General features: G+C 72.4%; 20 protein-coding genes and 4 pseudogenes. 16 read left to right on the top strand and 8 right to left on the bottom strand.

The annotated features are described in order from the left end of the window. Positions 1 to 1413 (bottom strand): annotated as a pseudogene (locus ACIRJP_RS13970) (ABC transporter substrate-binding protein); the annotation flags it as partial. Positions 1414 to 1595: 182 nt separating this feature from the next. On the opposite strand from ACIRJP_RS13970, the gene ACIRJP_RS13975 reads away from it, so the two are divergent. From ACIRJP_RS13975 to ACIRJP_RS13990, 4 genes and pseudogenes are all read left to right on the top strand, one after another. Continuing rightward, positions 1596 to 2327 carry a FadR/GntR family transcriptional regulator gene (locus tag ACIRJP_RS13975; RefSeq protein WP_404172522.1) on the top strand — a complete coding sequence of 244 codons (732 nt, stop codon included), beginning with the start codon at positions 1596 to 1598 and terminating at the stop codon, positions 2325 to 2327. Positions 2328 to 2397: 70 nt separating this feature from the next. After that, positions 2398 to 2877 (top strand): annotated as a pseudogene (locus tag ACIRJP_RS13980) (acetylxylan esterase); the annotation flags it as partial. Then, positions 2857 to 3082 (top strand): annotated as a pseudogene (locus ACIRJP_RS13985) (exo-alpha-sialidase); the annotation flags it as partial. The pseudogenes ACIRJP_RS13980 and ACIRJP_RS13985, both read left to right, overlap by 21 nt. A gap of 1089 nt (positions 3083 to 4171) precedes the next feature. Continuing rightward, the gene (locus ACIRJP_RS13990; protein ID WP_404172850.1) at positions 4172 to 4573 is read left to right on the top strand and encodes an FAD-dependent monooxygenase; all 402 of its coding nucleotides are present in this window, start codon (positions 4172 to 4174) and stop codon (positions 4571 to 4573) included. A 34-nt stretch (positions 4574 to 4607) separates the two neighbouring features. On the opposite strand, the gene ACIRJP_RS13995 is transcribed toward ACIRJP_RS13990, so the two are convergent. Both ACIRJP_RS13995 and ACIRJP_RS14000 read right to left on the bottom strand, forming a co-directional pair. Further along, positions 4608 to 5300, bottom strand: coding sequence for an ABC transporter ATP-binding protein (locus ACIRJP_RS13995; protein WP_404172525.1), 693 nt, complete (start codon positions 5298 to 5300; stop codon positions 4608 to 4610). Next, the gene (locus ACIRJP_RS14000; RefSeq protein ID WP_404172528.1) at positions 5297 to 6421 is read right to left on the bottom strand and encodes an ABC transporter permease; all 1125 of its coding nucleotides are present in this window, start codon (positions 6419 to 6421) and stop codon (positions 5297 to 5299) included. The genes ACIRJP_RS13995 and ACIRJP_RS14000 overlap by 4 nt, the downstream gene beginning before the upstream one ends. 116 nt (positions 6422 to 6537) lie before the next feature. Here ACIRJP_RS14000 and ACIRJP_RS14005 point away from each other — a divergent pair, with 116 nt between their 5' ends. Then, positions 6538 to 7128, top strand: coding sequence for a TetR/AcrR family transcriptional regulator (locus ACIRJP_RS14005; RefSeq protein WP_404172531.1), 591 nt, complete (start codon positions 6538 to 6540; stop codon positions 7126 to 7128). 39 nt (positions 7129 to 7167) lie between these two features. On the opposite strand, the gene ACIRJP_RS14010 is transcribed toward ACIRJP_RS14005, so the two are convergent. Continuing rightward, positions 7168 to 7866 (bottom strand): FadR/GntR family transcriptional regulator, encoded by a 699-nt coding sequence (locus ACIRJP_RS14010; RefSeq protein ID WP_404172534.1) that lies wholly within the window; start codon positions 7864 to 7866, stop codon positions 7168 to 7170. A 163-nt stretch (positions 7867 to 8029) separates the two neighbouring features. Here ACIRJP_RS14010 and ACIRJP_RS14015 point away from each other — a divergent pair, with 163 nt between their 5' ends. Continuing rightward, positions 8030 to 8989, top strand: a complete 960-nt coding sequence (locus ACIRJP_RS14015) for a dihydrodipicolinate synthase family protein (RefSeq protein WP_404172853.1) — start codon at positions 8030 to 8032, stop codon at positions 8987 to 8989. Further along, positions 8986 to 9270: pseudogene (locus tag ACIRJP_RS14020) on the top strand (ROK family protein); the annotation flags it as partial. The gene ACIRJP_RS14015 and the pseudogene ACIRJP_RS14020, both read left to right, overlap by 4 nt. A gap of 7 nt (positions 9271 to 9277) precedes the next feature. Here the strand turns inward: ACIRJP_RS14020 and ACIRJP_RS14025 are convergent. Continuing rightward, complete coding sequence (locus tag ACIRJP_RS14025) at positions 9278 to 10516, bottom strand: acetyl-CoA C-acetyltransferase (protein ID WP_404172537.1); 1239 nt, start codon at positions 10514 to 10516, stop codon at positions 9278 to 9280. 171 nt (positions 10517 to 10687) lie between these two features. Then, positions 10688 to 11614, bottom strand: a complete 927-nt coding sequence (locus ACIRJP_RS14030) for a LysR family transcriptional regulator (protein WP_404172540.1) — start codon at positions 11612 to 11614, stop codon at positions 10688 to 10690. A 165-nt stretch (positions 11615 to 11779) separates the two neighbouring features. Here ACIRJP_RS14030 and ACIRJP_RS14035 point away from each other — a divergent pair, with 165 nt between their 5' ends. From ACIRJP_RS14035 to ACIRJP_RS14050, 4 genes are all read left to right on the top strand, one after another. After that, complete coding sequence (locus ACIRJP_RS14035) at positions 11780 to 12697, top strand: CoA transferase subunit A (RefSeq protein WP_404172855.1); 918 nt, start codon at positions 11780 to 11782, stop codon at positions 12695 to 12697. A gap of 56 nt (positions 12698 to 12753) precedes the next feature. Further along, the gene (locus ACIRJP_RS14040) at positions 12754 to 13518 is read left to right on the top strand and encodes a CoA-transferase subunit beta (RefSeq protein ID WP_404172543.1); all 765 of its coding nucleotides are present in this window, start codon (positions 12754 to 12756) and stop codon (positions 13516 to 13518) included. Between the two features lie 121 nt (positions 13519 to 13639). After that, positions 13640 to 15190: a 3-hydroxyacyl-CoA dehydrogenase gene (locus ACIRJP_RS14045; RefSeq protein WP_404172546.1), complete on the top strand. Its 1551-nt coding sequence runs from the start codon at positions 13640 to 13642 to the stop codon at positions 15188 to 15190. Positions 15191 to 15307: 117 nt separating this feature from the next. Then, complete coding sequence (locus ACIRJP_RS14050) at positions 15308 to 15700, top strand: VOC family protein (protein ID WP_404172549.1); 393 nt, start codon at positions 15308 to 15310, stop codon at positions 15698 to 15700. Here ACIRJP_RS14050 and ACIRJP_RS14055 read toward each other — a convergent pair. Further along, entirely contained in the window at positions 15640 to 16407 is a 768-nt protein-coding gene (locus ACIRJP_RS14055) for a DUF6597 domain-containing transcriptional factor (protein ID WP_404172552.1), read from the bottom strand. The genes ACIRJP_RS14050 and ACIRJP_RS14055 overlap by 61 nt on opposite strands. Before the next feature lie 52 nt (positions 16408 to 16459). On the opposite strand from ACIRJP_RS14055, the gene ACIRJP_RS14060 reads away from it, so the two are divergent. Beyond that, positions 16460 to 16885, top strand: a complete 426-nt coding sequence (locus ACIRJP_RS14060; RefSeq protein WP_404172858.1) for a CU044_2847 family protein — start codon at positions 16460 to 16462, stop codon at positions 16883 to 16885. A 7-nt stretch (positions 16886 to 16892) separates the two neighbouring features. On the opposite strand, the gene ACIRJP_RS14065 is transcribed toward ACIRJP_RS14060, so the two are convergent. Further along, positions 16893 to 18035 carry a YihY/virulence factor BrkB family protein gene (locus tag ACIRJP_RS14065; protein WP_404172860.1) on the bottom strand — a complete coding sequence of 381 codons (1143 nt, stop codon included), beginning with the start codon at positions 18033 to 18035 and terminating at the stop codon, positions 16893 to 16895. A gap of 104 nt (positions 18036 to 18139) precedes the next feature. On the opposite strand from ACIRJP_RS14065, the gene ACIRJP_RS14070 reads away from it, so the two are divergent. From ACIRJP_RS14070 to ACIRJP_RS14085, 4 genes are all read left to right on the top strand, one after another. Then, entirely contained in the window at positions 18140 to 19777 is a 1638-nt protein-coding gene (locus ACIRJP_RS14070; protein ID WP_404172555.1) for an acyl-CoA dehydrogenase family protein, read from the top strand. 237 nt (positions 19778 to 20014) lie between these two features. Then, positions 20015 to 21313 carry a GAF domain-containing protein gene (locus tag ACIRJP_RS14075; protein ID WP_404172863.1) on the top strand — a complete coding sequence of 433 codons (1299 nt, stop codon included), beginning with the start codon at positions 20015 to 20017 and terminating at the stop codon, positions 21311 to 21313. 110 nt (positions 21314 to 21423) lie between these two features. After that, a complete protein-coding gene (locus ACIRJP_RS14080; RefSeq protein WP_404172558.1) occupies positions 21424 to 22020 on the top strand; it encodes a GNAT family N-acetyltransferase in 597 nt (198 codons plus the stop codon). Between the two features lie 216 nt (positions 22021 to 22236). Beyond that, positions 22237 to 22320, top strand: a complete 84-nt coding sequence (locus ACIRJP_RS14085; protein ID WP_317864749.1) for a putative leader peptide — start codon at positions 22237 to 22239, stop codon at positions 22318 to 22320. Positions 22321 to 22379 lie beyond the last annotated feature (59 nt).

Here is a 22379-nt window from a genome sequence, read left to right on the forward strand (position 1 = left end):
GTCAGCGACCAGGTCGGTGACCACGCCCCACAGCTCCTTGCGCCTGTCCTCGTCGGCGGCCTGGGCGGCCTTGTCGAGGGTCTGCCTGACCAACCAGCGCAGCAGGAGGTCGGCGTCGTTACCGAAGACCGACGGGTCACCGGGGGCGACCAGCACCTCGAAGTCGCCCTTGTCGATCTTGGCGTACTGGGCCGGGAACTGGGCGATGTCGAGGGTGACCTTGACGCCGGCCGCCTCCCAGCTCTCCTTCAGCAGCGGGGCGATGTCCTTGACCCAGCCGGTGTCGGTGGTGAGGACGGTGAAGGAGAGGTTCTTGACGCCCGCGTCGGCGAGCAGCTGTTTGGCCTTCGCCACGTCGTGGGTGTGGACCGTGGCGGCCTTGTGGTAGTCGGGGTGGGTGGCGGGGACGTAGCCGGTAGCGGCCGCCGCGTTGCCCACCATCGCCGTCGAGATGATCTTCTCGGTGTCCAGTGCGTAGTGCAGCGCCTGGCGTACTCTCTTGTCGGCGAACCGCTTGTCGGCGGTGTTGGACGTCAGGAAGAGCAGGCCGAAGGACTGTACGGACTCGGTCTTCGAGGCGCCCGCGAGCCGCTTGACGTCGATGTAGGGCACGTCCTCGATGGCCTGGACCCGACCCGACTCCATGGCGCTGACGCGTGCCGACTGGTCCGACATCAGCCGCCGGATCATCTTCTTGGCCTTGGCCGGGTGGGGGCCGTTGTACTTGTCGTACGCCTCGAAGACGATCTTGTCCTCGCGGGTCGCCTCGATGAACCGGTACGGCCCCGAGCCGACAGGCTTGGCGTCGAACGCCTTGGGGTCCGGTTCGACGATCTTCTTCGGGACGATCCGGGCCACGGCGATGCGGGAGGGGAAGAGCGCAAAGGGGTACTTCAGCTTGAACTCGACCGTGCCGGCGTCGACGGCCTTCACCGTGTCGATGAAGGGCACGAACTGCGCCATGAGCGAGGCGTTCTTCGGGTCCAGGATGCGTTCGAAGCTGAACACCACGTCGTCGGCGGTGACCGGTGATCCGTCGTGGAAGGTCGCGCCCGTGCGGAGCGTGGCCCGGTAGGTGGGTGGCGTTGATCCTCTTCGGCAGCTCGGTGGCGAGTGCGGGACGGGCCACGAGGGTAGCCGGATCGAGATCCACGAGGCCCTCGAAGATGTGCGTATCGGCGGCGTACGGAGTGGCGCCCGAGGTAATCATCGGGTCGGAACCGGTCGACAGGGGTACGGGAGACCGGCCTCGATCAGGCCGCTGCCGCTGCCCTTGTCCGCCGTGCCGTCGGCGGTCGATGACGGGCCGCCGCAGGCGGAAAGGCTCGCCGTGATGGCGGCTGCGGCACCGATGGCACCGATGTGTCGCAGGAAGGTGCGGCGCTCGACACCGGCTGGTCTCAGCTCGGGCACGGGTCCTCCAGGGACGTCGAAGGTGGAACGTGAGGGGGAGATCTGGCGGGGAAGCGGGGGGTGGGAAGCAGGATCACGAGGGATCAGGAACCCTGGGCATCGGACGTCAGATGTCTGATGCCTTGATAGCGTGGGAACGTAGCTGGACAATCGAGAGGGGTCAAGAGGTGGGGAGTTCACATATGTCCGGTGCGAAGCCCGGCCGGCAGCTGCTCCGGCAGGAAGTGGTCGAGGGCATCAAGCGCTACATCCTCGAAGAGCGCCTTCGCCCCGGGGACCCGCTTCCCACCGAGCCCGCCCTGTGCGAGGCGCTCGGCGCCAGCCGCTCCAGCGTCCGCGAGGCGGTCAAGATCCTCGCCGCGCTGGACATCGTGGAGGTGCGGCACGGGCACGGCACGTACGTGGGCAGGCTGAGCCTGTCGGCCCTGGTGGAGAGTCTGACCTTCCGGGGACTGCTCTCCCCCGACGACGACTTCCAGGTGATGGCCGACCTCGTCGACGTACGCGAGCTCTTCGAGCGCGGGATGGCAGACCGGATCGTCTCGCTGCTCAGCGCGGAACAGCTCGACAGGCTGGACGGCCTGGTCACCACGATGCGCAGGACCGGCGCCCAGGACGGGCACGGCTTCGTGGAGGCGGACCGGGCGTTCCACGCACTGCTGGTGGCGCCGCTCGGCAACGACCTGATCGGCCAGCTGTCGATGGCCTTCTGGGACGTGTACTCGATCGTCGCGCCGCACCTCGACGGGTTCACGCACGCCGACGAGATGGCGACGATCGCGGCCCACCAGAACATCGTGGACGCCGCACGGACCGGGGACATCACCGGCTTCATGAAGGCGCTGGGCGAGCACTACGCCCCGGTCAGGCGCCGGATCTCCGAGGCCCGCGCCCGCGACAGCGCCCTGGACTGAGGCACCGTCGGCGGAGCGGGCCGCCGGCCCCGGCCGTGATCCGCCGCCCCGGCCGGTCGTCCGCCGACCCCGGGCCGTGTTCACCGACGCGGTGCGCTGTGTCGAGGCGGTGCGCGAGCACCCCGCGGTCGATCCGGACCGGGTCCTCGTGACCAGGGTCAGCCAGGGCGGCGGGATCGCGCTGGCGGTGCCGGGGCTGGCCGGGGTGATGCCGGACGTGCCTTTCCTCTGCAACTTCCGTCGCGGCGCGGAGATTTCGGGGCGGCCGCCGTTCACCGAGATCGCCGAGTACCTGAAGCTCCACCGCGACCGCACCGGGGCGACGTTCACCACCCTGTCGTACTTCGATGCGGCGCTGCTCACCACCCGCGCCCCCGCTCCCGCGCTGTTCTCGATCGCGATGATGGACGAGATCTGTCCGCCCTCCACCTGCTTCACCGCGTACAACCACTACGCGGGGCCCAAGGCCCTACGCGTCTACGAGTTCAACGGGCACGAGGGCGGCACGGCGTATCAGCAGCGGGAGCAACTGGCCTGGGTGCGTTCCCTGTTGCTGCTCAGCGCCGCCCTGCTGGTGGTCACCGCGACCGGCACCGCCCACGCCGCCCCCCACCCTCGGTCAGCTGACGTCGCAGGACCTGACCGTCGACGGGGTGGGATCGCCCCACTACCGCATCCCGGCACTCACCACCTCGGTCAAGGGCACGGTGCTCGCGGCCTACGACGCCCGCCCCACCCTCGGCGACCTGCCGGGCCGGCGGATGGACGACGAGCCAGGTCGTCGTCCCGGCGCTCAACCCGGGCCAGGGGGCCAATGTGAAGGTCCCGGTGACGGTGGCCGCCGACGCCTCGGGCAGTGCCACGCTCACCGCCACGTACCGGGCGAGCGGCAAGCAGGCGTCCGGCAGCGCCACGGTGACCGTGACTCCGTAGCGGGCGGGGCCTCCGGGAGGTGCCGCGCGTCCCCGGTCCGTCCTCGCGCACCGGTGCGACGATGAGGGCGTTCAGCACCTCCCGGAACGTCAGAACAGGTGGTAGCGCGGTGGCAGTGACGGGTTTACGCATCGGGGTGGTCGGCGGCAGCATCGCCGGCTGCGCGATCGCGATCGCCGGGGCTCGGGCCGGGGCGGACGTCACCGTCCACGAGCGCAGTGACGGCGAGTTGCAGGACCGGGGTTTCGGGATCGTCATCCCGCCGCCGCTCCACCGGGAACTGGTCGCGGGCGGGTATCTGGGCGCGGACATGCCGACCACCCCGGTGGCCACCCGGGTCTGGCTGGCACGGGCACCGGGGCGGCGGTCGGCACGCGAACTGGCCCGGCAGCAGGCCCCGGTGGCACCGTGCAACTGGGGTCTGCTGTGGCGGGCGCTGCGCGCCGACGCCGGGGGCTGCACCTACCACCGCGGGCACCCCGTCGCCTCCGTCGGACGTACGGCCTCCGGCGGCGCCGTGATCCGTTCCGCGGACGGCGAGCGGGAGTACGACCTCGTCGTCGGGGCGGACGGACACCGGTCCGTCACCCGCGAGCTGCTCGCGCCGGAGGTGCGGCCGGTGCCCGCCGGGTATCTCGTCTGGCGGGGCACGATTTTGTCGAGCGCGCTGCGCGACCATCCGAAGCAGCTGGAACTGCTGGAGTCCGCCTGGGTCACCCTGGGCTTCCCCGGCGGGCACGGTGTCTTCTATCTGATCCCTGGGGCGGCCGCGGGTTCGCGGCTGCTGGCGTACGCCGTCTACGCCTCTCCCCCGGCCGCGGACGCGGCCACCGGCCGCCCCGGACGCCCCGGCCCGTGCCGCGTACGTCCGGCACATCGCCGAGGAGCACTTCCCCGCCGAGTGGGCCGACATCGTCACCCGGGGCGAACACAGCTCCCAGGCGCTCCACCCGGTGGCCGACTTCGTGGTGCCCCGGGCGGCGGAACACCCCTTCCTGCTGGCCGGCGACGCGGCGAGCGTGACCCGGCCGCACACCGCGAGCGGGGCGGTCAAGGCGCTCCAGGACGCGCTGTGTCTGGAACGGTCGCTGCGCGCCTCCGCCTCGGCGGCCGAGGCCCTGCACCGGTACGCGGACGAGCGTTCCGCCGAGGGAGCCCGCCTGGTCGGCCTCGGCCGCAGGCTGGGGCGCGCGTTCGTCGAGAACGCGCGCGACTGGCAGGCGATGGGGCCTGCCGAGGTGGAGGCGCTGAGCCGTGCCGCGCTGGACGGCGACGACAGCTATCTGTACGGCAGCGTCCAGCGGCAGGGGTGACGGGCTGACTCAGCGGCAGCGGTGACGGGCCGGTTCAGCGGCCGAGTGGTGCGGACGTCGCCGCGTCGGTGGTCAGCGCGGCCATGTCCACGACCCGGTCGGCGGCGTCCGCGACGGCCGGGTCGTGCGTGGCGACGACCGTGACGCAGTCGTCCTGGCGGGTGCGTTCGGCAAGGAGCCCGGCCAGTTCCCCGGCCTGCGAGCGGTCGACGGCCGCCGTCGGTTCGTCGATCAGCAGCAGCTTCGGGGAGAGGAAGAGCGCACGGGCCAGGGCGACGCGCTGGCGCTCGCCGCCGGAGAGCTGCTCGGGGCGGTGGCGCAGGCGGTGGCCGAGACCCACTCGGGTCAGGGCCTCCTCGGCGCGGGACCGGTGCGCGCGGGGGCGTCGGCCGCCGATGTACACGGCGGCGAGCAGCTGGTCGACGGCGGCCAGTCCGGAGAGCAGGTTGCCGCTCTGGAACATGTAGCCGATCCGTTCCCGGCGGGCCCTGGCGCGCTGGGCCTCGGTGAGCCCGGCGAGATCCTCGCCGTCCAGCAGTACGTGCCCGGCGGTGGGCCGCAGCAACGCGCCCGCGACGGCGAGCAGAGTCGACTTCCCGGAGCCCGACGGACCGACGAGGGCCGTCATGCGGCCGGGTTCGAAGGTGACGTCGAGTCCGTCAAGGACGGTGGTACGTGCGTCGGTGCTGCCGAACTCGACGGTGACGCCGGTCAGTTCGAGGCTCATCGGTTGGCTCCCAGCATGGTCAGCGGGTCGGCTTCGGTCACCCGGCGCAGGGTCAGGACGGTGCCCGCGAGGCCGACGGCCACGACGGTGCACATGGTGCCCACGAGGGTGGTGGCGGGCAGGCTGAACGGCACCTGTTCACCGACCAGCAGCCCGACCGCTCCCGCGAGCACGGCGCCCGCCGCGGTGCCGAGGACGACGACCAGGGCCGCCTGGAGCACGGTGTGGGCGAGCAGCCGCCGACGGGAGGCGCCCAGTGCGCGCAGCAGGGCGAGTTCGGGCTGCCGCTGCACGGTCCACACGGCGAAGAAGGCGCCGACCACGAGCGGGGCGATCAGGTAGAGGAAGACCTGGATCGAGTTCATGGTGACGCGCTCGCCGGTGTAGCCGGGGGCCGCCTCGTACGCCTTCTCCTTGGTGAGGGTGGTGGTGGAGTGCCGCGCGTCGAGGGTGGCGGCCGAGGTCCCGGACGGCGGGGTGCGCAGGGCCAGGGCGCTGAACTGGCCGGGGATCGCGGCGGTCGCGGATGCCGGGGCGCCAGGGGTGCTGAAGCGGATGCGCTGCCAGGTCTTCAACGGGACGTAGGCGACGGGCACATGGCCATAGGCGGAGCGCCCGGTCAGCCCCACGACGCGCAGTTCGATGCCGAGACGGTCGATGACCAGGGTGTCGCCGACGCTTACGCCCTCGTCGGCGAGTTCGGCGGACATCACGATGCTGTCCGCCTTCCCGTCCGTGAGGCCGTCGCCGTCGGTGACCGAGGGGTTGAGGAAGGAGCCGGGCTCGACGCCGAAGGCGGCGAGGTCGACCTCGGCGCCACGGCTGGTCGTGCCGCGGGTGATGGAGACGCCCAGCGGGGTGGAGTCGGTGTCCGCGTCCGCGCGCCAGGCGGCGGCGGTCCTCTCGTCGAGGAGGCTGCGGGCGAACTGGTCCGACCGGGCGTCCGAGGAGAAGACCAGCTGCGTGGCCGGGAGGCGGCGCAGCGCGGAGATGGTGTCGTCACCCAGGCCGGTGGTGAAGCCGGAGACTATGCCGACGAGTGCGGCGACGAGCACCACGACGGACCCCATGAGCAGGAAGCGCCCTCGGGCGGCGCGCAGCTCCAGCAGAGCGAGGAACACGGCGGTTCCCTTCGATGGATGGATGTTAGGGACGGTGTGTCGCCAACATAGATGATGGGGACGCTGCGTCGCCAAGTGGGGTCGGATGTGTGTGCCGGGGCTTCTAGACTGGGCCGGTGCCCAGGATCAATGCCGCCACCGTCGCGGAGCACCACGCCCAGCAGCGGCTGGCCCTGGTGCGGGCGGCGCGCGAACTACTGGAGGGCGGCGACGCCGAGGCCGTGACCTTCACCGCGGTCGCCAGGGCGACGGGCCTGGCCCGCAACAGCCTGTACAAGTACTTCCCCGGCCGGCCCGAACTGCTCGCCGCGGTCGTCGAGGACGCGATGCCCCGTTGGACGGACGCCATCCGGGCGGGCATGTCGGCGGCCGGCACGTCCGAGGAGAAGATCGCCGCCTACGTCTCGTCCCAGCTGGAGCTGGTGCGTGGCGGGGAACACCGGATCGCCCAGGCGCTGGCCGGTGTCCGGGACGCGGCCATGGTGCGGGAGAGCGCGATGCAGGCCCACCGGGAGCTGCTCACCCCGCTGATCGGCGCGCTGACCGAGCTGGGCGAAAAGGACCCGCGGCGCACGGCACTGCTCCTCCAGGGGATCGTCAACGCGGCGACGACGGCGATCGAGAACGGCGACGACCCCGAGGCGGTGACGGACCGGGCGGTGCGGATGGCCGTCACCGCGATCACCGGGGCGACCCCGGGGCGGTGAGGCCCCGCCACCGCGCCGTGGCCGGGCGGGCGCGCCCGGCTACCGGACCGGCGACGGTTCCAGGCGGGTGCGGATGCCGTCGAAGTGGGTGCGCATGGCGCGTGCCGCGCGTTCGCCGTCGGCCGCCGCGACCGCCGCGACGATCTCGCGGTGCTGGGCGCAGGTGGCGACAGGGTCCTGATGGCCGTCGTCGAGATCCTCGCGTACCCGGTCCATGGCCGCCCAGAACGCGTCGAGCACCTCGCTGAGCAGGTGGTTGTCGAGCGAGGCGTAGAGCGCCAGATGGAAGGCGCGGTCGGTGCAGCGCGCCACCCGGCCGTGATCGCGGGCCTCGTCCTCCATCTTCGCGACGAGACCGCGCAGCGCATCGAGGTCCTCGTCGGGGATCCCGGCCGTGACGGCGCCGACCAGACCGGCCTCCAGCGCCTCCCGTACCTTCATCAGCTCGAAGAGGCCCGGCTCTCCCTGCCGATGCCGGACGGCGGCCCGGAAGGCGAGCGCCTCGGCGAAGGGTGACAGGGAGAGCGAGCCGACAAAGGTGCCGAAGCCTCGGCGGATCTCCACGACATTGACGGCCTGGAGCGCCTTGAGGGCCTCGCGCACCGACACCCGGCCGGCCCCGAAGAGCTCCATCAGTTCGCTCTCGGTGGGCAGCGCGTCTCCGGGGGCGAGCCTGCGCTCCAGGATCAGTTCCTTGAGCCGTCGCTCCATGTCCTGAGCCAGGGTGGGGCGCGCCACAACGACCTCCCGGGGTGCGTTTGCCCCTTGACCGTTCGCAGGAGCATCCGTTTAAGGTGAGTCAGACATAGGACATCTTACGTCTCATGTATCGATCCGTGCAGCCGTTCCGGCCATGGACCGGTGCACCGACCGAGCCCTCATCGAGCTGGAGCCCCTCACCATGTCCCTGACCTCACCACTGCACGGCGTCGTCCCGCCGGTCTGCACCCCGCTCGACCCCCAGGGGGAGGTCGACACCGCGTCCCTCGCCCGGCTCGTCGAGCACCTCATCGGCGGCGGTGTGCACGGGCTGTTCGCGCTCGGCTCCACCAGCGAGGTCGCGTACCTCACCGACGAGCAGCGCGCCACGGCGCTGGAGACCGTGGTCGACGCGACCGACGGCAGGGTTCCGGTGCTGGCCGGGGTCATCGACACCACCACCGCCCGCGTCGTCGAGCACGCCCGCTCCGCCGCCGCACTGGGCGCGGACGCCCTGGTCGCGACCGCGCCGTTCTACACCCGCACCCACACCAAGGAGATCGCCCAGCACTTCCGGCGGCTGCGGGCGTCGGTCGACCTGCCGCTGTTCGCGTACGACATTCCGGTCGCCGTGCACAGCAAGCTCTCCCCCGCGCTGGTGCGCGAGCTCGCCGAGGACGGCACCCTGGCCGGCCTGAAGGACAGCAGCGGCGACGAGGGCGGACTGCGCCGCCTCATCGTCGAGCTCGGTGGCCGCAGCGGCCGCGCGGACGGCCCCGCGCCCCGCTTCAGCATCCTCACCGGCTCCGAACTCACCGTGGACGCCGCCCTGCTGGCCGGGGCCGACGGTGTGGTGCCGGGCATCGGCAACGTCGACCCGGCCGGTTACGTACGGATCTACGACGCCTCGCGGGCCGGGAACTGGGAGCTGGCCGCGAAGGAGCAGGAGCGGCTCGTCGAGCTGTTCGCCATGGTCGACGCGGGCCCGGAGGCGGACATGGGCCGCAGCTCCTCGGCGCTCGGCTCCTTCAAGTCGGCGCTCCAGCTGCTCGGCATCATCGCCTGCGGTGACACGGCCTTCCCGCAGATCCAGCTCAGCGCCGAGTCCGTCGCCCTGGTCTCCCGGCGCCTGCGCGCCGCCGGTCTGCCGCCGGTCCGATGAACGACGACCGCTCCCGGCCGTCCGCCGCCAAAACCGGTGCCGCGGTCGTCGGACTCGACCTCGGCGGTACGAAGATCGCCGCCGCGCTGTTCGGGCCCGACGGCACCGTCCTGGCCCGGCACACCCGGCCCACCCCGGCCCTGGACGGCGCGGCGGCCGTGCTGGACGCGCTCGCCGGGGCGGCCGCGGCCGTCGACCCGGGGCGGCTGGCCGCGGCGCTCGGCATCGCGGCGGCCGGCGTCGTCGACCCCCGTACCGGCATGGTCACCAGCGCCACCGAGCCGAATCTCAGACCGCGATCCGCTCGAAGACTGCGGCGAGCCCCTGCCCGCCGCCGATGCACATGGTCTCCAGGCCGTACCGGGCCTCGCGGCGGTGCAGTTCACGGGTGAGCGTGGCGAGGATACGGGCGCCCGTGGCGCCGACCGGGTGGCCGAGGGAGACGCCGGAGCCGTTGACGTTGATCCGCTGCTCGTGGTCCTTCTCGCCGAGCCCCAGCTCCCGGGTGCAGGCCAGCACCTGGGCGGCGAAGGCCTCGTTGAGCTCGATCAGGTCGAGGTCGGCGAGGGTGAGTCCGGCGCGGTCCAGAGCGGCCCGGGTCGCCGGGACGGGGCCGATGCCCATCGTCGCGGCGGGCACCCCGGCGCGGGCGAAGGAGACCAGCCGGACCAGCGGGGTGAGGCCGAGCCGCTCGGCGGTGGCCGCGCTCGTGACCAGGCAGGCGGCGGCCGCGTCGTTCTGGCCGCTGGCATTGCCGGCGGTGACGGTCGCCTCCGGGTCGGACTTCGCCATGACCGGGCGCAGCGCGGCAAGTTGTTCCGCGGTGGTGTCGGGGCGGGGGTGTTCGTCGGCGGTGACGACGCTCTCGCCCTTGCGGGTGCGTACGGTGACGGGGACGGTCTCCGCTTCGTACCGCCCCTCCGCCGCCGCCCGGCCGGCCCGCTGCTGGGAGCGCAGGGCCAGGGCGTCCTGGTCGGCGCGGCTGATGCCGTACGCGCGCCGGAGGTTCTCGGCGGTCTCGATCATGCCGCCCGGCACGGGGTGGTTGACGCCACCCGCGGTGACCCGGCCCCGGGCCAGCGAGTCGTGGAGCTGGAGACCGGGGCCCTTGATGCCCCAGCGGCCGTCGTGCGTGTAGTACGGGGCGGCGCTCATCACGTCGACGCCGCCCGCGATCACGACCTCGCTGAAGCCCACCCGGATCTGCATCGCGGCGTCGAGCACGGCCTGGAGGCCCGATCCGCAGCGGCGGTCGACCTGGGAGCCGGTGACGGTCTCGGGCAGTCCGGCGTCGAGCGCGGCGACCCGGCCGATGGCGGGGGCCTCGGCGGACGGGTAGGAGTGGCCGAGGATCACCTCGTCGACGGCGGCGGGGTCGATCCCGGTACGGGCCACGACCTCGGCGATGACGCGTGCGGCGAGTGCGGCCGGCTTCTGCTGCGCGAACACTCCGCCGAAACGGCCGATGGGGGTACGCAGTGGTTCACAGATGACGACATCGAGCTGCTGGTCGGGCTGGTCGGGCACGGCGTGGCCTTTCGGTGGCGAGCGCGGTTGCCGCTCGGTGGCGGGAGCGTATGCCGCTCGGTGGCAAGCGCGGTTGGCGCCCGGTGGCGAGAGCGTTTGCCCTCGACCCTTGCACCCGGCGACTGAGTCGGTCCAATATCCAGTTTGCCCTGGTTCAAGACGTGGCGCGTCTCAATTCCTGCCTGCGGGGGCCCGGTTCCCGACCGGGCCCGTAGGCGTGGGCAGGGCCTCCTCCGCCACAGCGAGGACCGCGCGCAGCGCGGCGGAAGGGTTGTCGGCCCGCCAGGCCAGCGCCGCCTGGAGCCGGATCGGCGGGCCGGGCAGGGGCCGGTAGACGAGGCCGTGCTGCTGGATGTGCTGGACGGAGGTGACAGTGAGCGTGACCCCGACGCCCGCGGCGACCAGCGCCAGGATGGTGTACGAGTCGGGTGCCTGGACGACCCGGGGGTTGAACCCGGCGGCCTCGCAGGCCCCGACCATCGCGTCGCGCACGGTGGAGCCGGTGTTGGCGGGGAAGGAGACGAAGGGCTCCTCGGCCAGGACGCCGATGGGGACGCTCTCCAGCCGGGCGAGCGGGTGGTCGAAGGGCAGCGCGCACACCATCTCCTCCTCGTCGATCACCCGGTACGCCACTCCCGGCCGGGTCACCGGCAGCCGGACGAACCCCAGGTCCAGCGAGCCGTCGGCGACCCGGTCCAGGGCCACGTTGGCGTAGGTCTGGCCCCGCATGACCAGTTCGAGGGCGGGGTGGGCGGCGCGCACGGCCCGGGTGAGGTGCGGCAGCGTCTCGTGGCTGGAAGCGCCCGCGAAGCCGATGGTGACCCGCCCGTACTCGCCGCGGCCCGCCGCCTTCGCGGCACGCACCGCGGTGTCGAGGTCGTCCAGCACGGTGCGGACCGGCTGGAGGAAGGACTCCCCCGCTCTGGTGAGCCGCACCGAGCGGGTGTTGCGTTCGAAGAGCTGGACACCCAGCTCCTTCTCCAGCTGGCGGATCTGCTGGCTCAGCGGCGGCTGGGCCATCTGCAGCCGCTTCGCCGCCCGTCCGAAGTGCAGTTCCTCGGCCACGGCGACGAACGCGGACAGATGACGCAGCTCCATGCGTGCCCCTTCGGTCGATTCATCAACCAGACGTCTTTATACGACCGTAATTTGGTATTGGACAGCAATCAATAGCCGCTGACACGGTGGGGCGACGCGCATTCCAGGACGCGCCGGCAGAGCCGGAGGAGCACCGTGGCCACGAGGGACCGGAAAGACAAGACGATGTCGCTGAAGGCGGCCATCGCCGCGTTCGTCCACGACGGCGGCACCGTCTGTCTCGAAGGCTTCACCCATCTCGTCCCGACCGCCGCGGGTCACGAGATCATCCGCCAGGGCCGCCGGGACCTCACCGTGGTCCGGATGACCGCGGACATCGTGGTGGACCAGATGATCGCCGCGGGCTGCGTCTCGCGGCTGGTCTCCTCCTTCGTCGGCAACTCCTCCGCCGACTCGCTCGGCGAACTGCGCCGCCGCATCGAGACCGGGGATCCGGCGCCGCTCGCCTTCGAAGAGTACAGCCACTACGGGATGATCTGCCGGTACCTGGCCGGTGCCCAGCGGCTGCCGTTCCACCCGCTGCGCAGTTACGGCGGCAGCGATCTGCCGTCCGTCAACAGCGGTCTGCGCAAGGTCACTTCACCCTACCCCGGCCCGGACGGCGAACCCGAGCAGATCTATGTCGTACCGCCGGTCAACCCGGAGGTGACGATCATCCACGCCCAGCGCGCCGCCCGCGGCGGCAACACCCAGATGTGGGGCCTGACCGGCATCCAGGCCGAGGCGGTGTACGCGGCGGAGAAGGCGATCGTCGTCGTGGAGGAGATCGTCGACGACAAGGTGGTCCGCTCGGACCCGAACCGTACGCTCGTCCCCGCCCACGCGGTCGACGCGGTCGTCGTCTGCCCGCGCGGCGTCCACCCCTCCTTCGCGCAGGGGTACTACGACCGGGACAACGCCTTCTACCGCGCCTGGTCGCACATCAGCAAGGATCCGCAGCGGCTCCAGGACTGGCTGGCCGAGTGGGTGCTCGGGACGGCCGACCACGCGGAGTACGTCGACAAGCTCGGCGAGGACTTCTGGGAGGGCCTGGCGGTCGGCGAGGCGCTGAGCCGGCCCGTGAACTACGGGCGGCGGCTGTGAACGGGCGGACGGAAACGGGACACGAGACGGAGACGGGACACGAGAAGGAAAGCGCCATGACCACGACCATCACCTCCTCCGAGCTGCTCTCCGTCGCAGCCTCCCGCGAACTGGCCGCGCGACGCACCGTGTTCGCCGGCATCGGCCTGCCGACGCTCGCCACCGAGCTGGCTCATCTGACGGTCGCCCCGCAGATCGAGGTGGTGTACGAGTCCGGGGTCTGCGGCGCACACCCCTCGCACCTGCCGGAGACCATCGCCGACGCGGTCCTGATCACCGGTGCCGAGGCGGTGCTGTCGATGCCCGCGCTCTTCGGCTGTGTCCTCCAGGGCGGCCACATCGACGTGGGGTTCCTCGGCGCCGCGCAGATCGACCGGTGGGGCAACCTCAACACGTCCGTGATCGGCGACTGGGACCGCCCCTCGGTCCGGCTGCCCGGCTCCGGTGGCGGCATCGAGGTGATGGCCAACTCCCGCGAGGTCTTCGTGGTGATGCGCCGCCACCATCCGCGTTCCTTCACCGAGACCCTCGACTTCTGCACCACTCCCGGCCCCGACCGGGCACTCGCCGAGGGCATCCGGCCGCTGGGCGCCGGTGTCACCCGGGTCATCACCGAACTGGGCATCCTGGCCCGCGCGGGCGTCGGCGAGGAACTCCGGCTGGTCGCCGTCCACCCCGGCGTCACCGTCGAGCAGGTACGGGCGGCCACCGGCTGGGACCTGGAGGTGGCCGACACGGTCGGGACCGTCCCGCCGCCGACCGCGGCCGAACTCCGGCTGCTGCGTGAGGACGTGGACCCGGACCGCGTCTATCTTCGCTGAGACGGAACCGGGCCTGTCTTCACCGAGACCGGACCGCGTCCGTCTCGCCGAGACGGATCACAGGTCACAGCCGTCGGCTCGGACCTGTCACATGTCACATCCCGAGAGGACCGCAACCGCCATGCGTATCAGGATCGTCGGCGCCGGGGCCATGGGCCGCGGCATCGCCCAGTGGGCGGCGACCGCCGGACACACCGTCGAACTGTGCGACGTCCGCACGGAGGCCGTGACGGCCGCCGTGGACTTCGTCCGTTCCATGCTCGAACGGGCCGTCCAGAAGGGCCGGATGTCCGCGGCGGACAGCGCCGCCGCCCTGGCGCGGCTGGTCCCGCTCGACGACCCGTGGGCCCAGGGTCCCGATGTCGAGCTGGTCATCGAGGCCGTGCGGGAGGACCTCGGCACCAAGACGGAGGTCTTCGGCAGGCTGGAGCAGGCCCTGCCCGCGTCGGCCGTCTTCGCGACCAACACCTCGTCCCTGTCGGTCACCAGGATCGCCGCCGGGCTGAAGGACCCGACCCGCCTGGCCGGGCTGCACTTCTTCAATCCGGTGCCGCTGATGAAGATCGTCGAGATCGTGCCCGGCGCGGCCACCCGCCCAGAGATCCCGCCGGCCCTCACCGCGCTGGTCGAGAGCTGCGGCCACCGCGCGGTCACCGTCGCCGACACCCCCGGCTTCCTCGTCAACCACGCCGGACGCGGGCTGGTGACCGAGGCGCTCGCGCTGCTGGAGGAGACGGTCGGCGACCCGGCGGACATCGACCGGATCGCCCGTGACGTACTGGGCCTGCGGATGGGCCCGTTCGAGCTGATGGACCTCACCGGCCTCGATGTGACGGCCGCGGTGATCGACTCGATCTGGCAAGGCTTCCGGTACACGGACCGGCTCCGCCCCTCCTACCTCACCCCGAACCGGGTGGCGGCCGGGCTGCACGGCCGCAAGACCGGGCACGGCTGGTACGCGTACGGCCCCGAGGCGCCCGCGCCCTCCCCGGAGCCGCCGGTCACCGGCGACGCGGACCGGCCGGTGTTCGTCCACGGCACCGCGGGACAGGAGCGGGACGCGGCGGCGCTGCGGGCCGCGCTGACCGCCGCGGGTGCCGTCGTCGAGACCGGCGACGTACCGTCCGCCGGCGCCCTGGTGCTGGTTCCGGTCTGGGGCACCACGGTGGCCGGGGCGGTCGCCGGAGACGGGCTGCCCGCACGGCGCACCTTCGGTGTGGACCCGCTGCCCGCGGCCGGCCGGCGCCGGGTGCTGGCCGTGACCCCGGCGGCGGACCCGGCCGCCGCGCGCGACGCCCGTGCGGTGCTGGCCCGCGCGGCCGAGGGCGACGAGCCGTGGGCGGTCTCGGTGGTGCGGGACACCGCGGGCTCGGTGGCGCAGCGGCTGCTCGCCTCGATCGTGTCGGTCGCGGCGGGCATCGCGGAGCGCTCCATCGCGGCTCCCGCCGATATCGACCTGGCCGTCACCGCCGGGCTCGGCTACCCCGTCGGCCCGCTGGCCTGGGGCGACCTGATCGGCGCGGACCGGATGCTGGAGCTGCACCGGGCCCTGCACCGGGCGACCGGCGATCCGCGCCATCGCCCGAGCCGCTGGGTCACCGAACGCGCCCAGCTCTCCCTCGCGCTGACCGACCCGGGCACTTCGCCCGCCGACTGCACAGCGTCCTCGTAGCAGTCGCGGCAGCGGGGCGGGGTGCCGGCGACCGCTCGCGGCACCCCGTACGCGCCCGTCCGGGCCGATGTCCGATCCGTACAAGACCCGTGCCGGGGCCCGGCATACGGTCGGGGCATGACTCCACGCATGGACGCGATCGGCATCGTCACGGCGGATCTGGCCGCATCGCTCACCTTCTACCGCCGGCTCGGTCTCGACATCCCCGCCGGGGCGGAATCCGCACCCCATGTCGAAGTGACGCTCCCGGGCGGGCAGCGACTGCTGTGGGACACCGAGGACGTGATCCGCTCGTTCGACCCCGAATGGACCGCGTCCGCAGGCGGGGACCGTCTCTCCCTGGCCTTCCTGTGCGACAGCCCGGCGGAGGTGGACGCGGTGTACGAGGAGCTGACCGGTGCGGGCTACCGGGGGCGGCTGAAGCCGTGGGACGCGGTGTGGGGGCAGCGTTACGCGACGGTCCTCGATCCGGACGGCTGCGCGGTGTCGTTGTTCGCCGCCAACGGCTGAGGCAGTAGGCCATGGCGGGCCAGGTAGGCGGTCAGGGTGGTCCCGGCCAGGTCGCGCATCTCCCGGGCGAGATGGGCCTGGTCGCTGCAGCCCGCCCGGACGGCCGCCTCGGCGTACGGCGTCCCGGACCGGACGAGGGCGAGCGCGCGCTGGAGGCGCAGGATCCGGGCGAGCGTCTTGGGCCCGTAGCCGAAGGCCGCGAGCGAACGGCGGTGCAGCCGGCGGGCGCCGAGCCCGGCCCGTTGCGCGGTGTCCGCGACGGACCACCCGGCGTCGAGCCGGTCCGCGACGTACCGCAGCAGCGGGTCCGGCGGCGCCGTGCCGGCCGCCCGGCGCAGCGCGACGGCCTCCAGCTCGGCAGCCGGGTCGGGGGCCTCGGCCAGCTGCTCGGTGAGCTCGCGGACCCGGCCCGAGGGCCACAGGTCCGCGAGGTCGACGCGGCGGTCGCGCAGCTCGTGCGCCGCCACGCCGAGCAGCGCGGGGGCGGTGCCGGGCGCGAACCGGATGCCGGCGCACCGCCCGTCGGCCGGGGCGGACGGCGTCGCGGCACGGGTGTCGGGGCCCGCGACGAGCAGCCGGCCGCCGATCCAGAGCAGGTCCATGCATCCGTCGGGCAGCACCGGGTGGACCGCCCCCTCCGGCATGGTCAGCGTCCACACGATTGCCCCGTCGAACCGCGACACCCGCTCTTCGTACCGCTCGCGCATGTCTCACACGCTAATGTCGTCGGCGAACGGAATCAGCTTCCCGGGGGCGGCCATGACGGCACTGATGGAGTTCAGCACCGACAGCGGTGCGACGGTGACGGTCGAGGTGGACCGGCACACGCAGGGCGCGCAGCTGGTAGCGCTGGGCGACGACAACACGCTGGCCAGGGCCGGGCGCACGTTCGACAGCGCGCTCACGGGAATCCGGTCGGCGGCCGAGTCCGCGCTCGCGGTGTTCCGGGACGGCGCCCTGAAACCGGACGGTGTGGAGCTCGAATTCGGGGTGAAGATCACGGCGGAGGCCGGTGCCGTGATTGCGAAGAGCGCGGTCGAGGGCCATCTGACGGTCAAGCTGTCCTGGTCCCCCGGCGCGACGGAGGCGGTACCCGCGGCTCCCACGCCCCCGGCAGCACCTGCGGTGCCTGCGGCTCCGGCGGAGCCGACCGTTCCGGCGCCCGCGCCCCCGCCCGCGCCGTAGGAGCCACTCAGTCGCCGGACTCCTCGTCCCGCTTCTCCGCGCTCGGCTTCTCGGGGTCGGACTTCTCCGGGGTCGGCTTCTCCGGCTCCTTGTCGCGGCTCGGCTGCAGCCTGGACACCACATCGTCCGGCGGCAGGAACTTCGACCAGCGCTCCGGGAACTCGGAGGGCATGTACGGGCTGTCGCCGTCGTCGCTCCCGTCCTCATCGTCGTCATCGTCGTCGGCCCAGGGCTCCTCCTGGTTCTCCGCCTGCGTGCGGGCGACCAACTCCGCCGCCTGGGCCGCCCGTACCCGGTCGTTCGCCGCGCGGGCCGCGGCCGTCGCCAGCGAGGGCCACACCCGGTCGATGGCCGCGTTCACCGCCGCTCCGACCAGTACCGCGAACGCGGAGATGCCGATCCACAGCAGCACGGCGATCGGGGCCGCCAACGAGCCGTAGATCGTGGGCCCCTCGACCGTGCTCGTGAGGTAGATCCGCAGCAGGAAACTGCCGAGCACCCACATCGCGAGCGCGACCAGCGCACCCGGCATGTCCTCGATCCACGGCGAACGGACCGGCACGGACACGTGGTAGAGCGTCGTCAGGAACGCGATCGACAGCAGGATCACCAGCGGCCAGTACAGGACGCTTATGAGCTCGGTGCCCCACGGGACGAACTCCACGACCCGGTCCGGGCCGACGACGAGCAGCGGCAGCACCACGGAGCCGAGCAGCAGCGCGACGACGTACAGCAGGAAGGAGAGCAGTCGCGTCTTGACGATGCCGCGCTGGCCGTCGAGGCCGTACATCACGGTGATCGTGTCGATGAAGACATTGACCGCGCGGGAGCCGGACCAGAGCGCGATCGCGAAGCCGATCGAGATGACGTCGGGCCGGGCGCCGGTGGTGACGTCCGCCAGGAGCGGCTTGGCGAAGTCGTTGACGCCTCGCTCGCTGAGCACGGTCTGCGCGGCGTTGAGGATGTTGCGCTCGATGGAGGCGACCGTGGTGGTGCTGGTCCACTCGTCGACGTATCCGAGCAGTCCGATCAGGCCGAGGAGCAGGGGCGGCAGGGACAGCAGGGTGAAGAACGCCGCCTCGGCGGCAAGACCGAGAATGCGGTACTCCATGCACGAGTTGACGGTGTCCTTGAGCAACCGCCAGGCCATCTGCCGCTTGGAGACGTTGCGGTAGAGGACTCGGGCCCGGTGGAGCCGGCCCGGTGGCCGCTCGGGTGTTTCATTTGCTGCCTGCACATCCTTACCGTATCGGCATGGCAGCCACCACCCACACCGTGTCCAACCAGGTACCACCGCTCACCGGCTACGACGTCTTCGCCACCGACCGGGCGCTCTCCGAGGCGGTGCAACGTCACACGTCACCCGACCTCCAGGCCGAAGTACGGGGCGAACTCGGTGGGCTGGGCCGCGCCGCGGGCTCCGCGCAGGTGCAGGAGTGGGGCGCGCAGGCGAACGCGAATCCGCCGGTGCTGCGTTCGCACGACCGGTACGGGCATCGCATCGACGAGGTCGAGTTCCATCCGGCCTGGCACCGGCTGCTCGGCCACGCGGTCGGCGCCGGCCTGACCAATGCCTGGGGCCGGCCCGGCGGCCATGTGCGGCGGGCGGCCGGTTTCCTGGTGTGGACACAGGCCGAGGCGGGGCACGGCTGCCCGGTGTCGATGACGCACGCGGCGGTGCCGGCGCTGCGCACCGATCCGGAGCTGGCCGCCGCGTGGGAGCCGCTGCTCACCTCGCCGGTGTACGAGCAGGGGCTGGGGCCCGCCGAACGGAAGGCCGGTGCGCTCCTCGGGATGGGGATGACGGAGAAGCAGGGCGGCACGGACGTACGGGCGAACACGACCCGCGCCGAGCCGCTGGCCGCGGCGGGCGAGTATCTGCTCACCGGGCACAAGTGGTTCTGTTCGGCACCGATGTCCGACGGCTTCCTGGTGCTGGCGCAGGCGCCCGGCGGACTGACGTGTTTCCTGCTGCCCCGGGTGCTGCCCGACGGCACCCGCAACCCGTTCGCGATCCAGCGGCTCAAGGACAAGCTGGGCAACCGGTCGAACGCCTCGGCCGAGGTCGAGTTCGACGGCACCTGGGCGCGCCGGGTCGGTGAGGAGGGGCGCGGGGTGCGCACCATCATCGAGATGGTGGCGGCGACCCGGCTGGACTGCGTGGCCGGTTCGGCGGCGCTGATGCGGCAGGCGGTCGCGCAGGCGATCCACCACTGCACGTACCGCAGCGCGTTCGGCGGCGTGCTGATCGAGAAGCCGCTGATGCGCAATGTGCTGGCGGATATGGCGCTGGAGTCGGAAGCCGCGACGGTGCTGGCGATGCGGCTGGCGGCGGCGTACGACGACGGCTCGGACAGCGAGCTGGCCTTCCTGCGGATCGCGGTGCCCGCGGCGAAGTACTGGGTGACCAAGCGGTGCACGCCGCTGGTGGGCGAGGCGCTGGAGTGTCTCGGCGGCAACGGCTACGTCGAGGAGTCCGGGATGCCGCGGCTGCTGCGCGAGGCGCCGCTCAACTCCATCTGGGAGGGCGCCGGGAATGTGCAGGCGCTGGATGTGCTCCGGGCGCTGCAGCGTGAGCCGATGGCACTGAACGCGTTCCTCCAGGAGGTCGGCAGGGCGCGCGGGGCCGATCACCGGCTGGACGGGGCGATCAGGGACATGTTGACGGAACTGGCCGATCTGGACGGGATCGAGGCGCGGGCCCGCCGACTGGCGGAGCGGATGGCGCTGGTGCTCCAGGGGTCGCTGCTGGTGCGGTGGGCACCGCCGGAGGTGGCCGACGCGTTCTGCGCCTCGCGGCTGGGCGGGGACCGGGGCGCCGGCTTCGGCACGCTGCCGCACACACTCGACCTGGCGTCGGTCGTCGAACGGGCGCGGCCCGTCGCGCACTGAGAACCGCCCCGGCACACGGCAACGGAGGGTGGTGCTGCGCCGACACGGCACCACCCTCCTTGCTGTGCACACCGGGCTGAGGGGCAGGGGCTCCGCCGCGCGGTGTTCCACCACTCTCGTACGGACCCGTACCCTCTCGCCAGAGTTGCAAAGGGTTGCAACCATTGTGTGGAGTGCACGGTGCCGGGCCCCTCGCGGCGGCAGGATGGGGCCGTGGAGCGTCGAGCCGGCCCTGGCATGTGGGGGGATACGAGAGTGGAGACCAGCGCCTCGGGGGTTCCCCGGCCCGCTGTCCCGCAGTCCGGGGGAGCCGTCCGCGCGATCCACGGGGCCAGGGAGGCCGTGCTCGTCGGCGAGCGCCCGGCTCTCACCCCGCGGGCCGAGATCGGCGCCTCGTGGGACCGGGTGCTGCGCAGCGGCATGGACCCGGACCAGTCCACCGACAGCCTGCTGCTCGATGTGGACGAGATCGAGCACCGGCGCCGGAGCTCGACGCTGGGCGAGGTCATGCCGCTGCTCAACGACGGCCTGCTCACCCTGGCGGACGCCGCCCAGCAGATCATGGTGGTCACCGATGTGGAGTGCCGGGTGCTGTGGCGCCGGGGCAACGCGGCGGTGCTGCGCCGGGCGGACGACGTCTGTCTGGCGGAGGGCGCGGCCTGGGCGGAGGAGAGCACCGGAACGAACGCGATCGGTACGGCGCTGGTCTCCCGCGTCCCGGTCCGGGTCCACTCCTCGGAGCACTTCGTCCGCACCCTGCACAGCTGGACGTGCGCGGCCGCACCGGTCCGTGACCCGCGCGACGGCAAGGTGATCGGCATCCTCGACATGAGCGGCCCCGCCTCCACGTTCCATCCGACGACGCTCGCCCTGGTCAGCTCGGTGGCCAGGCTGGCGGAGAGCGAGATCAGGAACCGGCACCTGCAGGCGATCGACCGGCTGCGGTCGGTGGCAGCACCGCTGGTGTGCCGGCTGGGCGGGCGTGCGCTGGCGGTGGACACCCACGGCTGGCTCGCCGCGGTGACCGGGATGCCGCCGGTCGACCGGCTTCCGCTGCCCAAGTCGTTACGGCCGGGCCGGGTGTGGCTGCCGTCGCTCGGGATGTGCCGCGTCGAGCAGCTGCCCGGCGGCTGGCTGCTGCAGGTCGCGGACGGGCCCTCGGACGGGGCGCCGCAGCGGGTGGTGCTGGATCTGAGCCGGCCACGCGCCCTCACGGTCAATGTGGTGGGCGCGGTGGGCACCTGGACGCAGCGGCTCTCACCTCGCCACGCGGAGCTGCTGTACGCCCTGGCGCTGCACCCCGAGGGGCGTACGGCCTCCGAGCTGGCCCAGGACATCTTCGGTGACGCGACCCGGACGGTGACGGTGCGGGCGGAGATCTCACGGATGCGCCGCCATCTCGCCCAGGTGCTCGCGCACCGCCCGTACCGCTTCGGCGAGGACGTCGAGGTGGAGGTGATCCACCCGGACCACCCGGCCGATCTGCTGCCGCACTCGACGGCTCCGGTGGTGGCCGGGGCGCGTACGGCCGGCTGAGGGCAGTCGCGTTCCGGTTCCGGTTGTGGGCCCGCTCCGTGGGCGGTTCCGCTGTCCGTGGACCGGGACCGGCTTTCGCGCAGGGAGCAGGGCGTGGTTCCCTGGCAGCCATGAGCAACCCCGCATACAGCACTGCCGCAGCCACCACCGAAGTGACCATCTGGTCCCTGGAACAGACCTCCCCCGACGATCTGCGGCCCGCCGCGGCCCCGGAGGGTGATGTGCGGATCGTGCGGTCGGAGATTCCGCTTCCCGAGTTCAGCCGGTTCCTCTACACGGCGGTGGGCGGCGACATCCGGTGGACCGACCGGCTCGGCATGACGTACGCGCAGTGGCAGGAGGCCCTGGACCGCCCCGGCGCCGAGACCTGGGTGGCGTACGAGAACGGCACCCCGGCGGGGTACGTGGAGCTGGACCCGCAGGACGACGGCGCCGTCGAGATCATGTACTTCGGGCTGATTCCGGCCTTCCGGGGGCGACGGATGGGCGGCCATCTGCTCTCGTACGGGATCGCCCGCGCCTGGGACCTGGCGGAGCGCTGGCCGGAGCGGACGCCGACGAAGCGGGTGTGGCTGCACACCTGCTCCAAGGACGGCCCGTACGCCATGGACAACTACCTGCGGCGCGGCTTCCGGCTCTTCGACACGAAGGTGGAGCTGGAGCCGGAGGTGGAGACGCCCGGACCGTGGCCGGGCTCCGGGCGGTAGTACCGGGCGGGGCCGGGGCGGGGTTACGACGGGAGGGCCGCACTCCACTTCCCCCGCACCTTCCAGTGGCAGACAGGGGGGATTGCCGCCATTACGGACAGGCGGACCAGGATACTTTCCGTGATGAGTGCCACTTCATCTCGCATGACGGGACACTCTCGTCCACATCCTGGATAGTGGTGGACTGGCCCGAGATTCGCGTGCCACGCTTCCGCCATGCCTGGAACTGGAATTGCCTTGGTGAGTCGACGCCACGTCGACCTCGGCCGCGTGTCCAGCGCCATCTGTCCGGCGAGCTGAGAGTCCCAGCACCGCCGCGATCCCCCTTTTCTCTGCCCCCCCTGCGCACCGCCGCGCCT

Origin of the sequence: Streptomyces sp. NPDC102437 (assembly GCF_044765565.1) — a bacterium.
Taxonomy (GTDB): Bacteria; Actinomycetota; Actinomycetes; order Streptomycetales; family Streptomycetaceae; genus Streptomyces.